Annotated in this window: 13 protein-coding genes; 11 read left to right on the top strand and 2 right to left on the bottom strand. The window is 68.4% G+C overall.

Going from position 1 to position 13147, the window contains the following annotated elements; translation table 11 throughout:
* The first annotated feature begins 216 nt into the window (after positions 1-216).
* From WMF36_RS41965 to WMF36_RS41930, 8 genes are all read left to right on the top strand, one after another.
* Positions 217-564 (top strand): hypothetical protein, encoded by a 348-nt coding sequence (locus WMF36_RS41965; RefSeq protein WP_437576466.1) that lies wholly within the window; start codon positions 217-219, stop codon positions 562-564.
* Positions 565-669: 105 nt separating this feature from the next.
* Positions 670-1584, top strand: coding sequence for a hypothetical protein (locus WMF36_RS41960; RefSeq protein WP_437576465.1), 915 nt, complete (start codon positions 670-672; stop codon positions 1582-1584).
* A gap of 151 nt (positions 1585-1735) precedes the next feature.
* Positions 1736-2449 carry a hypothetical protein gene (locus WMF36_RS41955; RefSeq protein ID WP_437576464.1) on the top strand — a complete coding sequence of 238 codons (714 nt, stop codon included), beginning with the start codon at positions 1736-1738 and terminating at the stop codon, positions 2447-2449.
* Positions 2450-2513: 64 nt separating this feature from the next.
* Complete coding sequence (locus tag WMF36_RS41950; RefSeq protein WP_437576463.1) at positions 2514-4259, top strand: hypothetical protein; 1746 nt, start codon at positions 2514-2516, stop codon at positions 4257-4259.
* Positions 4259-4513 (top strand): hypothetical protein, encoded by a 255-nt coding sequence (locus tag WMF36_RS41945; RefSeq protein ID WP_437576462.1) that lies wholly within the window; start codon positions 4259-4261, stop codon positions 4511-4513. Before WMF36_RS41950 ends, WMF36_RS41945 begins: the two co-directional genes overlap by 1 nt.
* 32 nt (positions 4514-4545) lie before the next feature.
* Positions 4546-4800: a hypothetical protein gene (locus tag WMF36_RS41940; RefSeq protein WP_437576461.1), complete on the top strand. Its 255-nt coding sequence runs from the start codon at positions 4546-4548 to the stop codon at positions 4798-4800.
* A gap of 53 nt (positions 4801-4853) precedes the next feature.
* Positions 4854-6248: a hypothetical protein gene (locus WMF36_RS41935; protein WP_437576460.1), complete on the top strand. Its 1395-nt coding sequence runs from the start codon at positions 4854-4856 to the stop codon at positions 6246-6248.
* Positions 6248-6781 carry a hypothetical protein gene (locus WMF36_RS41930; protein WP_437576459.1) on the top strand — a complete coding sequence of 178 codons (534 nt, stop codon included), beginning with the start codon at positions 6248-6250 and terminating at the stop codon, positions 6779-6781. Before WMF36_RS41935 ends, WMF36_RS41930 begins: the two co-directional genes overlap by 1 nt.
* 260 nt (positions 6782-7041) lie before the next feature.
* Here WMF36_RS41930 and WMF36_RS41925 read toward each other — a convergent pair whose 3' ends face one another.
* Positions 7042-8268, bottom strand: a complete 1227-nt coding sequence (locus tag WMF36_RS41925) for an aminotransferase class V-fold PLP-dependent enzyme (protein WP_437576458.1) — start codon at positions 8266-8268, stop codon at positions 7042-7044.
* A complete protein-coding gene (locus WMF36_RS41920) occupies positions 8243-10189 on the bottom strand; it encodes a YgiQ family radical SAM protein (RefSeq protein ID WP_437576457.1) in 1947 nt (648 codons plus the stop codon). The genes WMF36_RS41925 and WMF36_RS41920 overlap by 26 nt, the downstream gene beginning before the upstream one ends.
* A 481-nt stretch (positions 10190-10670) precedes the next feature.
* Between WMF36_RS41920 and WMF36_RS41915 the strand changes: the two genes are divergently transcribed.
* Genes WMF36_RS41915 through WMF36_RS41905 form a run of 3 tightly spaced genes read left to right on the top strand, consistent with a single transcriptional unit; the run spans position 10671 to position 13015 of the window.
* Entirely contained in the window at positions 10671-11360 is a 690-nt protein-coding gene (locus WMF36_RS41915) for an RNA polymerase sigma factor (RefSeq protein WP_437576456.1), read from the top strand.
* Positions 11361-11395: 35 nt separating this feature from the next.
* The gene (locus WMF36_RS41910; RefSeq protein ID WP_437576455.1) at positions 11396-12007 is read left to right on the top strand and encodes a Crp/Fnr family transcriptional regulator; all 612 of its coding nucleotides are present in this window, start codon (positions 11396-11398) and stop codon (positions 12005-12007) included.
* Between the two features lie 45 nt (positions 12008-12052).
* Positions 12053-13015, top strand: a complete 963-nt coding sequence (locus WMF36_RS41905; protein ID WP_437576454.1) for a type 1 glutamine amidotransferase domain-containing protein — start codon at positions 12053-12055, stop codon at positions 13013-13015.
* Positions 13016-13147 lie beyond the last annotated feature (132 nt).

Below are 13147 nucleotides of genomic sequence, written 5' to 3'. Positions count from 1 at the left end.
GAGTGCCGGGCAGCCTCACGGCGCTCGCTCGGCGCACGTCGGAGCTCGTCGCTCCCGGTCACCGCAGTGCTCTCGGGTGGTACCGACGCTGGCGTCTTCGTCCGCATCGGTCGTGGTCCGTTCACATACCAGACAATTGCGAGGTTCAGGATGCGAAGAGCTAATTTCGTTGCGTTTGATGAGTTCCTTCCTCTGGGCACCAACTCGGCATCGCCTGTGTTCACCAGCGCGGAGCTCAACTCCAAGCTGGGACACTTCGACCAGCTCGCGATCATGGTCGTGATCGACAACGTCGGCGGGAGCACGATCGGCGGGATCGAGCTCTTCATCGAGCACAGCGCCGACGGCCGCAACTTCCTGGTGGAGAACACCAATTCGACCACCCCGAGCGGTTCAGGCGATATCAGCATCACGACGCTCTCCGCGGGCACCACGAACGTGAAGTATGGGAACCACACCGGGAGCGCTCCGCTCCTCAATTACGTGCGGTTCAGATTGTACTTCACGAACGCGACGACCTCGGCGCATGTGAAGGTGTTCGTCACGCAAAGGGACGACGCCTGAGGGGATGAGCGCCGGCGCGACGACGCACGAAAGGCCGGGCATCGTCGCGCTCCGGCGCACCATTCGGGCAGCGGTAGCGCGGTCGCCCGCAGGAAGGAGCTTTCGGTGGAACGATCCTTTGTGATGGTGTTCGACGATACCCTGAGCGACATGCACGAAGGAGCGGCCGTGCCTGCTGGCGCCGGTTTCATCAGGAAGTACACGAGCCTCGAACACACGGACATGCTGAGCTCCGCGGGCCAGCTCTGCTTTCAGGCGGTCATGCAGAGGATCGGCGGTATCAGGGATCTGCCTCTTGAAATCACGATGGAGCATTCCGCGAACGGCTATGACTGGAAGCCCAAGTACAGCGGGTCGGTGCTCTCGGGGGTGCTGCTTGAGGACGACGAGACAGCGACGTTCGCAGGCGGCGAGTCCTGGCCTGGCCGGTCCAGCCTGCGCTTCGTGCGCCTCCGGATCGACGTCGGCGATGCGTCGGGCGGGTCGGGCGCATTCTCCGTCGCCCTGAAGGTGTACGCGACGGTCCGCAAGCGTGGAGCAGACCTTCTGTCCTGGGACGAGGACGGGGACTTCTTGTCGGAGCGCCTCCCGTTGGCCGATATCCTGTTCGGCGTCCGCGGCGAGGTGCTCGACGAGCTCCGGGAGCTCGTCCTCGGGGCGGGCCACCTCGAGGGCGAGGCGCGGTACGCCGAGGTGATCGGCGGCATGAGCCTGCGGAGCAAGCGAGAGGTGTTCGGGCTCGTGCGCCGCGTGCAGCACATGGACGCGGAGTCCAAGCGGCTTTTGCTCAGCGTCGGACGCGGGGTCGTCAAGCTGCTGTCGGCAGAGCTCGGCGAGGAGGAAGAGGACGCCGGATCGCGAGCGGAGCACGCGCCGACGCCGGACCACGGACCGGCAGCGCAGGACGAGCGAGATGGCAAGCGAGGCGATCTTCAGGCGCCCCCCTGCGCGGCGTGCGAGGGCGGCGGCACGGACCAAGCGCCTGTCGGCGTGGAGGCCGCCGAGGAGCGGCTGTCCTGACACGGTTCAATCAACCTCAAAAATCACCGCCGGAGGAAACGTGAGTGGCGAAGACAGGGCCCGAGAGCTGGGTAGAATCGCGCTGAGGCGCGCTCTAGAGAGACGGCGCACGCTGCCGGGACGGATCACCAGGATTGCATACAAGGATGTCGTGCAGAGCAGCACGGCGATTGCCAAGGCCGTGAGCTATCCGAGCCTGGGAGCGCTGCTCGGCGCCTACGATCAGCTGGCCGTCGAGGTGAGCACGGATCGGGTGGAGGCAGGCGTCGGGCCGGTGTCCTTGCACGTGTACCTCGCTCACTCGGGCGACGGGTACGTGTGGGACAGGAAGCAGCCGGGGCCGCTCACGCACACGGACAACCTGTCGCTCACGTCGAAGACATACCTCGACATCGGCTACAATCTCGGCCTGATACCGAGCATGGGGATCGTGCGGCTCGAGCTGACGCTGCAAGCCAACGGGGGCCCTGTCGGCGCGCGGGTCCGCGTCCACGTCACGGCGAACAATCTGCGCGAGCGGGAGTTCGCGGCCTCCGTCATGCAGACGGAGCAGCAGGCCCCGAGCATCCATGCTTACTCGCGCTGCTATCCGAGCGGCAGCCGCATTTCCGTGGAGGCGGTGAGGGACCTGGTCGGATACTGGGAATACACGAACAAGCGCCGCTCCGACGGTTATTCCGCCATCGTGCCGCCGGACCAGATGGTCTGCTTCAACGCGTACGGCGACTACATCCTCGTCGAACGAGGCAAGGTGGTGTGGAGCTCGCGCGCGTACGAGCAGCAGTTGCCCGGGGCGCAGCACTGGGGCCCCAAGCGCACGGCGGAAGATCCGAAGCCGAATTGGACGATCGAGTACGACGACTGATCACCGTGCCTTCGCGGGGTGCGCCTCGCCGGAGGTGGGGGCAGGAGGAGAGGAGGAAGCGCGGATGACGCTGCCTTACGAGGAGACGTTACGGTGGTTCGAGGGGGAGATCCGCGGCCAGACGGGCGGCGCGGTTGGCGGGGCCGTCGGCGGCTACCCAGGTTCGATCCAGGGGCGCGAGATCGCCATGGGGCTCAACGTGGACCCGTGGATGCCGAAATGGGAGCCGCCGAAGACGGTCTCGGTGAAGGGCGAGGTCGTCGGGTTGATCGGGCTCTCGGCCGAGGACGGTACGCTGCTGGATCCGGTCACCGGCGAGCCGATGGACCAGGCGCGCGCGGAGCAGGCGGTGCGCCTGCTCCTCGGCCACACGATGGATCATCTCCGCGGTGCGGGGACGGTTGCGCTGGACAGGGCGCTGGGGGAGCTGTCGGGAGCTGGAGCGGCCCTTCTCGGTGGAGCGCCGGACGAGCGGCTGGCTGACGCCACCAGGCCGGGGACATCGGATGATCCCAGCTGGTCGATGCGGTTCGAGTTCGATGCTGGCACGAGCCGGACCGACGGGTCGCCGGCGCGGTCGGCGCCGGCGCCGCAGCCTTCGCTTCTGGAGGTGCTCGGCAGCATGTACGGTGGCCATGTGGTATCGGAGCCAGCCGAGCCGCCGTCGATCTTCGATGCGTCCGTCTACGACACAGGCGCGCCAGCGGCGCCTGCGGTGACTGCGCCGGTATCGCCGGCGGGGGCAGCGGGCGCGCTGGCGGGGTCGCCTTTCGTGGCGGCGCCGCCGCCGGGCGGGCCGAGCGCTCCGTCCGGCGGCGTGGTCACCGCGCCGCGGGCCCCGGGGGCGAGCGGCAGCGGCGCGCTCTACAAGTCGCCCGCGGCGCTGCCGCTCGATCCGCTGCGCGAGCTGTGGCCGCCGACGCCCGCGGGCAGCCTCGCCGAGCTGTTCGACGCCGTGACGCCGGGCAGGCCGCAGCTTCCGCGCGGCAGCGCCGGCGCGCCCCGCGGGGTCGGCGATGACCCGAACGATCAGGGGGATCTGGACCGCTGGGCCTTCGACCTGGCCCTGCTCGGCGCCGTCGAGGCCATCCCCGAGCTGCTGCTTGCCACCGCGAAGCAGATGGCCAAGAATGCGCTCTACCTGACCCCGGTCGGCATTCCACTGGCGATCGACGACATCAACGATCTCATTGACGAGCTCGGCGATGCGGTAGACCGGAACGGCGGCGGCGTCCCGGGCATGTTTAACGCCCTCAACGAGAGGTTCAATCCCCTGGCCGGGCTCGTCAGGAACACCGTCGACGCCGTCGAGGCCTACGAGGACAGGGATGCGCGCAAACTCGGCAACAGGATGTTCAAGCTGGGGATCGAGGTCCTCGGCATGGCCGCCGTGCTGCGAGGAGGGGGCAAAGGTGGAAAGGGAAGCGCGGCGGGAGGTGGGCGGCTGGGCCCGGGTGATAATTTCGCCGCGTATGTGAGTGGCTCAGACGGTGTCTTGGCCGAGCTGGGGAAGGACGGATTCCTCGATCTCTACATCAAGGCGGGTCCGGGTACTCCACGTGGAAGTCAGATGTTCAAAGAGGCGTTGGACGCGTTCGGTTCCAATGTCAAGGGTATACGAGGGACGTGGCTTGGAGGCGGGGACCTCGCTAGTAACTTCGATTCCTTTGGTGCTGCGCTCAAGTCGGGGCTCACTCCCGAGCAAGCTGCATTTAAAACATTCACAGGAAAGATGGCATACAGGGCCGGATTCACTCGTGTCAAGATTGTAACAAACAATGCGCGAAAAGTTGTGGTGGAGTTCTACTGATGGATGATGAAGAAATCGTGGAAAATCTCCGTAAAAATCGGGGATTACTATCGGCGGTTGAGCTGGCGGAGCTGCTTGCCAAGCTGACCGGAGTGAATCTGTCGCAGGGCACGATGATTACGTATTTCAAACGGGCGTTCCCGACTGTACCGCTTCGCGTTCTGATAGAGTCGAGTGCATGGGAACGTGTTAGCGACGGTGGTATGAGCGACGAGGAATTCGATCGACTCCTGGGCCCTTGGTTGAGCGCCTGAGTCATCTGTGCCATCGCCGCGGGGCTGAGCCTGTGACGTGGTACAAGATCGAGCATCGTCTTTCGCAGGTACGGGGTATCTTTCGCGCGCTCTGGGAGCACAGCGGGCTGGAGGAGGAGCGCATCTATCTCGGCGGCTACGAGGTCTACTGCAAGCGCAACACGACGGGGCTGGTGCTGGAGCAGCCGACGCTGCACGTGATGGATGGCGCACGGCGGGTGGCCGTGGTCGAGACCAAGACGGTCGACACATCGGGGCCGTTCACCGTGACGCCGAAGACGGGCTAATCGGGCTCTCGGCCGAGGACGGTACGCTGCTGGATCCGGTCACCGGCGAGCCGATGGACCAGGCGCGCGCGGAGCAGGCGGTGCGTCTGCTCCTCGGCCACACGATGGATCATCTCCGCGGTGCGGGGACGGTTGCGCTGGACAGGGCGCTGGGGGAGCTGTCGGGCGCTGGAGCGGCCCTTCTCGGTGGAGCGCCGGACGAGCGGCTGGCTGACGCCGCCAGGCCGGGGACATCGGATGATCCCAGCTGGTCGATGCGGTTCGAGTTCGATGCTGGCACGAGCCGGACCGACGCGGCGCCGGCGCGGTCGGCGCCGGCGCCGCAGCCTTCGCTTCTGGAGGTGCTCGGCAGCATGTACGGTGGCCATGTGGTACCGGAGCCAGCCGAGCCGCCGTCGATCTTCGATGCGTCGGTCTATGGCACAGGTGCGCCTGCGGGGACTGCGCCGGTACCGTCGGCGCCGGCGGGGGCAGCGGGCGCGCTGGCGGGGTCGCCTTTCGTGGCGGCGCCGCCGCCGGGCGGGCCGAGCGCTCCGTCCGGCGGCGTGGTCACCGCGCCGCGGGCCCCGGGGGCGAGCGGCAGCGGCGCACTCTACAACCCGCCCGCGGCGCCGCCGCGTGATCCGCTGCGCGAGCTGTGGCCTCCGACGCCCGCGGGCAGCCTCGCCGAGCTCTTCGACGCCGTGACGCCGGGCAGGCCGCAGCTTCCGCGCGGCAGCGCCGGCGCGCCCCGCGGGGGCGGCGGTGACCCGAACGATCAGGGGGATCTGGACCGCTGGGCCTTCGACCTGGGCCTGCTCGGCGCCGTCGAGGCCATCCCCGAGCTGCTCCTTGCCACCGCGAAGCAGATGGCCAAGAATGCGCTCTACCTGACCCCGGTCGGCATTCCACTGGCGATCGACGACATCAACGATCTCATTGACGAGCTCGGCGAGGCGGTAGACCGGAACGGCGGCGGCGTCCTGGGCACGCTTGACGCCCTCAACGAGAGGTTCAATCCCCTGGCAGGGCTCGTCAGGAATGCCGTCGAAGCCGTCCAGGCCCATGAAGATAAGGATGCTCGCAAGCTCGGTAACAGGATGTTCAAGTTGGGGATCGAGGTCCTCGGCATGGCTGCCCTGCTCCGGGGAAAAGGAGGAGGAGGTAAGATCCGCTTCCGCACCTTTGGGCAGTCCGAACAAAACATATTACGCCGAGCACCAACAAGCTGGCGACGTGTGCCGGCCGAAAAAGGTTCCGGCTGGAAGTTAATCGACGAGAATGGCGTGGAACGAGTGCGGCTCATGCGACCTGATCCACGAAGTAAAGGAGTATGGGGCAGGCTCAAGCTAGGCTATTGGCGAATGCAAGACGAGCTTGGCCGATTTCTCGATGAGAACGGTAACGTGGTGCCGGAAACCGATCCCGACTTTCAGTTCAAAACCCACATCCCATACACAGGCCAATAATGCTAACGCTCTATCTAGAACCGGAGAAATACTTCGAGAAGTTCGACCTGAACGAAAGTCTAGTCTTGCGCTTCGTGTGCGCTCACGAGCACAGGAAGATCGATCTCGTATTCGACTACGCAGGCGACGCAGTGGAATTGATCGGAACTGGGAGATGGAAAAAGGGCGACCCCGTTCCACCGAGAGATATCAGGCGCATTGTGTTTTGCAGCGCCGATTCTTTTACGCACGAAGGTGTGCAGACGCCGGTCACTGTTACAGGATCTGAGTACGCCCTCGCTCGCGGGACCGGTTCGATCGTGCTGGAGGCCGTTTCGTTTGCCAAGGACCGCGACCGGTATAGAATGAGCCTGGGAATGGGACGCTCGGGCTCGCACAGCTTCTCTTTCGAATCGATCCTGGTAGACCAACGGCTGGGACGCGCCAGGCAAGTGGGCGCGCAGCAATGGGTCTACCGCGATGTGCTCACGAACGAGGAGTTTGATTTTCACGAGCCGTTCGATCGCTCGTTCGATATGACGGGTCCGGCGTAAGATCAATCGAAGAGCCCCCGCCGCCACCGGCGTTAAGCTCGAGGGAACCGGGACGACCAACACCACAACGCGTTCTGGTCCCCTCGCCTCCCGGGGCGCCCGACGCCGCTCACGCCCACGTCGAGCCGCGAGGTCGCGTGCGGCCGCGCGGGCGTCGGCCGCGTGAGCCGCTGCGCGAGCTGTGGCCGTCGACGCCCGCGGGCAGCCTCGCCGAGCTGTTCGACGCCGTGACGCCGGGCAGGCCGCAGCGTCCTTGCAGCTCACCCCTTCGCGATCCGCCCGAGCGCCTCGTCCGCCGACAGCAGCACCTGCTCCCACTCGTCCAGCGCGTTCGGCCAGTGCGGCGCGAAGCGCAGCACGCCGTCCGGGATCGCGCAGGCGATCCCGAGGCGGGTGAGCTCGCGGTAGAGCTCCACCACCGAGGCGCCGCCCGGCGGCCTCACCCCGAGCGAGCACGATCGCAACCCCGGATCCGCCGCGCGGAGGCTCTCCCAGCCGCGCTCCCGCAGCGCCTCCTCGAGCGGATCCAGAAAGCGGTTCGCGTGCTCGTGGATCCGCTCGACCCCGATCTGCAGGATCAGATCCACCGCCGCCTCGAGCCCGGCGTAGCCCGCCGCGTTGAGGTTGCCGCCCTCCACGAAGTCGGCGCGCTGCCGGATCGGCCGGTCGTACCGGAGCTTGCCCGGGCCCTGGAAGAGGAAGCTCACGCCGTCCTCGTGGCTCAGCCAGCCCGCCACCGCCGGCCGGAGCGCCGGCAGGCGCTCGCGGCGGATGTAGAGGAAACCCGTGCCCTCCAGCCCCATCAGCCACTTGTGGCCGCCGCACGCGAGGTAGTCGACCCCGGCCGCCTCGACGTCCACCGGCGTCGCGCCGACCGCCTGCACGGCGTCCACGCACAGCTCGGCGCCGTGCGCGCGGCAGAGCGCGCCGATCGCCGCGAGCGGCATCCGGAGCCCCGTCTGGAACTGCACAGCGCTCACCGCGACGAGCCGCGCGCCGCGCCGGAACTCGTCCTCGAGCCGGGCGAGGCCCGAGCCGCTGCCGTCCGCGAAGCCGCCGAGCGGCAGGAACACGATCTCCAGGTCGAAGAGCGCGGCCGCGCGCTGCCACGGGGTCACGTTCGCCGGGAACTCCCCCTCGAAGAGGATCACCCGGTCGCGCGGCCGCCACGGCAGGCACAGGGCGATGTCCGTGAGCCCGCGCGTCGTGCTCTGCACCAGCGCGATGTCGTCAGCCGCCGCGCCGATGAGCCGGCCGAGCTTCTCCCTCAGGCGGAGCCGCTGCGCGTACCACGCCGGGAACGCGGCCGCCCCCTGCGCGGCGTAGTCGTCGAGCAGCGCCATCATCGCGAGGCGCACCGGCCGCGACGGGGGCGAGATCCCCGCGTGGTTCACGTAGACGAGCGGCGCGAGGTGCGGGAACAGGCCGCGGTCGCCGAGCTTCGCGGCGAAGGCCCGAGCGTTATCGATTTCGGCGGTGTGTCGCATCGGCTGGCTTCCCCCGGCGCTCGCCCCGGACCTTGGCGAGATAGCGCGGCGGCGCGCCCTTGCCGGCCGCCGGCGGCACGAGGCAGTGCGGCTTCGTGCCGATGAGATCACCGCGGCCCGCCTTGATCAAGGCCTCCCGCGCCTCGTCGTGGTGCGCCGCGTCCCAGTAGAGCAAGAGCGCCTTCTGGAGCTTCTTCTCGCGCAGGTCCTTCGCCGTGTACACCGGCTCGCGCGTGAGCGGGTCGATCCCCGTGTGGTACATGCACGCGGCCATCGACATCGGCGTCGGGATGAAGTCCTGCACCTGGCGCGGCCGCATCCCGTTCTTCTTCAGGTACACCGCGAGATCGACCATGTCCCGGAGCGTCGAGCCGGGGTGCCCCGAGATGAAGTAGGGCACGAGGAACTGGTTCTTCCCGGCCTCCTCGCTCGCGCACCGGAACTGCTCGGCGAAGCGCTCGTAGCTCTCGATGCCCGGCTTCTTCATCTTGTCGAGCACGTCCTTCTTGCTGTGCTCCGGGGCGACCGAGAGCTGGCCCCCCGTGTGGTGCGCGGCGAGCTCCTCGATGAACTCGGGCGACCGCTCGGCGAGGTCGTAGCGCACGCCGGAGGCGATGAAGACCTTCTTGATCCCCTCCTCCTCGCGCACCGCCTTCATCAGCTTGAGCAGCGGGCCGTGGTCGGTGTTCAGGTTCTCGCAGACCTCCGGGAAGACGCACGAGAGCCGCCGGCACGCGTTCTCGATCGCCTCGTCCTTGCACCGCATCTGGTACATGTTCGCGGTCGGCCCGCCGAGGTCGCTGAGCACGCCGCGGAAGCCGTCCATGCGCCGGAGCGCCCGCACCTCGCGCAGGATGCTGTCCGCCGAGCGCGACTGGATCACCCGGCCCTCGTGCTCCGTGATCGAGCAGAACGTGCACCCGCCGAAGCAGCCGCGCATCGTGACGACCGAGTGCTTCACCGTCTCGTAGGCCGGGATCGGCGCGTCGTACGACCAGTGCGGCACCCGCGTGAACGGCAGGTCGTAGAGCGCGTCCATCTGCCCCGTCTCGAGCGGGAACGCCGGCGGGTTGAAGTACACAGCCTCCGCGCCGTGCGCCTGGAGCAGCGGCCGCGCATTGCCAGGGTTCGTCTCGAACTGGAACGCCCGCGACATCTCGGCGAACGCGCTCCGGTCCGCCACCACCTGCTCGTAGCTCGGGAGGAGCACGGTTTTTCCGTCCGAGACGTAACGTGAGCCCTCGATCGGCTCCCACTCGCCCTTGCGCATGGGGAAGGCGGTGCCCCGGACGTCGCGGATGGACCGGACGGGCTCGCCGCGCCGGAGGCGGTCGGCGACTTCCCAGACGGCCTTCTCGCCCATGCCGAAGATGAGCAGATCGGCCTTGGCGTCGAGCAGGACCGAGCGGCGGACCTGGTCGGACCAGTAGTCGTAGTGGGCGATGCGGCGGAGGGACGCCTCGATGCCGCCGAGGACGATGGGGACGCCGGGGAACGCCTGGCGGCAGAGGTTGGCGTAGACGATCGAGGCCCGGTTGGGGCGGAGGCCCACCTGTCCGCCCGGCGAGTACTGGTCCTCGCTGCGGACCTTCTTCTGGGCGGTGAGCTTGTTCAGCATCGAGTCGAGGTTGCCGGCGGTGACCCCGACCATGAGCCGGGGCACGCCCATCCGCAGCAGGTCGCTCGGGTCCTGGTAGCCGGGCTGGGAGATGACGCCGACGCGGAAGCCGCGCCCCTCGAGGAAGCGGCCGATGATCGCCGCGCCGAACGCGGGGTGGTCGACGTAGGCGTCGCCGTTGACGATCAGGATGTCGAGCGCGTCCCAGCCCCGCGCGCGCATCTCCTCGCGGGTCGTCGGCAGGAACGCGGTGAGGTCGCGAGCGGCGGCGCCGGCGTTGCGGCGGAGCTGGAGGAGGGGCACGGCGCCGTCACCCTACGGGCCGGGAGAGCGGTCGGCAAGGGGGCGGCCGCGGCGGCGCAGGCCGGTCGGCCGGGGAAATTCCGCGGCTCGGGGCGAGCTCCGGGGGCGGGGAGGCGGAAAAGGCGCGGCCGAGGCCGGCGCCCGGGGGGCGGGCCGGCGGGCGCCGCCCGCGTTTTCGCCGGGCAAAACGCGCAAATTGCACGACACCCCGCCAGCAGATCACGAATTCGTGTGGACGGAGCATCGAATCGCCGGGGGCGACAGGAGGGCTGGCTCGCCGGGGGCGGGCCCGGGGCCGCGCGGGAGTCGCTCGGTGCGAGTCGCGCGGCTGCCATAAAAACACTGCAATAACGAGGAGTTACGCGGCGAGGGGGCCGGTTCCCAAACGACTCGGAATGAGGGTTCGTAAAAATTATATGTGGAATCTCAATCCGACGATGCCCTTCGCGCCAAACATCAAAGCTTCGTTGTGCTGCACGAGGTGGGTGTTCCTTTCCTTCGCAGGACGCTCCGCGGGTATGGCGTCGACCCTCACGATCTCGAGGACGTGCTGCACGACATCCTCATCGCGGCCTACCGCGGTCTGGAGGGCTTCGACGCGAGCCGCCTGCTGCGCGCCGCCCTGGGGTTGCGCGACGAGGACGAGGTGGGCGGTAGCCAGCCGGTGCCGTTCAGCATGGTGCTTCCCTATGTGAGCCGCCTGCGGGCGCGGCGGGCGTGGGACCCGCTGTACCGGTGGCTCTTCGGGATCGCGTGGCGGCAGATAACTCACTACCGGCATCGGGCGTTCCGGCGCCGCGAGATCCCGGTGGGCCTGCAGGGCGGCAGCGCGATCTTCGCCGGCGTCGACAGGCGCCCCCGCCTGGAGCAGCGGGTCGAAGCGACGGAGCGGGCCGACGTGATCGACCTGCTGCTCGCGAGCCTCGTCCCGCAGCGGCGCGTCATGCTGGTGATGCACGACATGCTCGAGATCCCGGTCGTGGAGATCGCCCGGGAGCTCCAGATCAACGCGAACACGGCCCAGAACCGCCTCCGGCTGGCCCGGGAGGACTTCCGGGCGGCGGTGAAGCGGCTCGGCCCGGAGCAGCGGAGCGCGCTGCGCCTCGGCGAGACGCCGTTCGCCGCCGAGGCGACGACGCGCCGCCGGCCGGCGCCCCGGCGGCGCGGGTAACGAGCTCCGGGAACGCCGTGGTAGGCTCGGCGCTCATGGCGCAGCTTTCGCGCGCGGACCAGGTGGCGGCGCTCGGGCGCACGATCGCGGCGCTCGACGCTCGGCCGGCGCCGCGCTTCGACGCCTTCGCGGCCCTGTTCCACGGGAAGAGCCTGCGCAAGGGCGAGACGTTCGTGCGGGCGGGCGAGGCGAGCGACTCGGTGGCGCTTGTCAACTCCGGCATCGCGAGGATGTTCTACACGCGGAGAGATGGAAAGGAGTTCAACAAGGCGTTCGTCTCCGCGCCCGACTTCATGTCGGTGCTGGAGGCGCTGATCACCGGCGAGCCCGCCAGGCTGACGATTCAGGCGCTGACCCCGATGCAGCTCTTCGTCGCGCCCTACGCGCGGCTGAGCGAGTTCGGCGAGCGCGACGTCTACTGGGAACGGGTGAGCCGGCGGATCGTCGAGCGGGTGTACCTGAAGAAGGTACGCCGCGAGGCATCGCTGCTGATGGACACGGCCGCCGAGCGCTATCGCGCCTTCGTCGCAGAGCACGGCGCCGTGGCGAGCCGCGTGCCCGACTATCACATCGCCGCTTACCTCGGCATCACGCCCGAGGCCCTGAGTCGCTTGAAGCGCGCGGCGACCAGGCCGGTCGCTTCTTGACCTAGGTCAAGGCGCGACCGCGCCCCCGCGGGTCAGCTTTCGGGCATGACGACGGAACGAACGACGCGAGGCGGCGAGCAGCGAGCAACGGAACCCACGCGCGGCCTTTCGCGCCGCGACGAGCCGCGGGGCGCGGCCCGGAAGGCGGCGCTGCTGGCGGGGCTCGCGGTCCTGCTCGCCGGCTCGGCGCTGGCCGCGTGCGCCGCGGCGCCGCCGAGGCTCCACCCCGTGTTTCCCGAGCGCCCGGCGGCAGTGAAGCCCAGAGGGAGGATCCTGTTCGTCCTCAGCGCTGCGCGAGAGCAGACGCTCGGCGACCGCTCGAAGCGCGCGACAGGCACCTTCCTCGGCGAGTTCTACGAGCCGTACCTGGCCCTCACCGGCGCGGGGCACGAGGTCGTGTTCGCGACCGACGGCGGCGCCGCTCCGGCGATCGACCCGGAGAGCCTCGACGAGAGGTACTGGGAAGACGAAGCGCGGCGCGCGCAAGCGCAACGGTTCGTCGAGCGCGCCCCCCAGATCCGCGCGCCGCTCAGCCTGAAGCGGGCGCGCGCCGCGGCCGACTCGTTCGACGGCATCGTCGTTCCGGGCGGACAGGGCGTGATGGTCGACCTGCTCGACAACGCGGACCTGCACGCGCTGCTCGCTCACTTCGCCGTCAAGGACCAGCCCGTGGGGTTGATCTGTCACGCGCCGGCTGTGTTGACCCGCATGCGGCAGCCGAATCCGCTCAGCCGTCGAACGGTGACGTCGGTCTCGTCGTTCGAGGAGTTCTATATCGAGACCTTCGTGATGGGGGCCGAGGCCCAGGTCCGGGACATCGGCGAGCAGCTCGAGGACCACGGCTATGATCACGAGGCCGCCTTCCCGGGGAGCGCCCATGCGCTGCGCGATTGTAACCTCGTGACCAGCCAGAATCCCTTCTCCACGGACCGGTTCAGCGCGCTGTACCTCGAGGCGCTGGCCGACTATCGACACGGCGCTCGTTGCGCGAGCCGCGGGCGACCGTGAGCCCGTCCCCTCAGGGGTGACTGGAGGGCAGTGGTCCAATTTGAAAATGAAGGCGGGAAGGCAGGAAGAAAATATCAATGTTCTTCCCGTCTTCCCGCCTTCATGGGGACTCTCTCTGGGCAAAGTTGACCA

The sequence above is a fragment of the Sorangium sp. So ce887 genome (assembly GCF_051521455.1).
Classification (GTDB): Bacteria; Myxococcota_A; Polyangia; order Polyangiales; family Polyangiaceae; genus Sorangium.
Note: the sequence above shows the minus strand (reverse complement) of the source record. Positions and strands in the feature narration are given on the sequence as shown.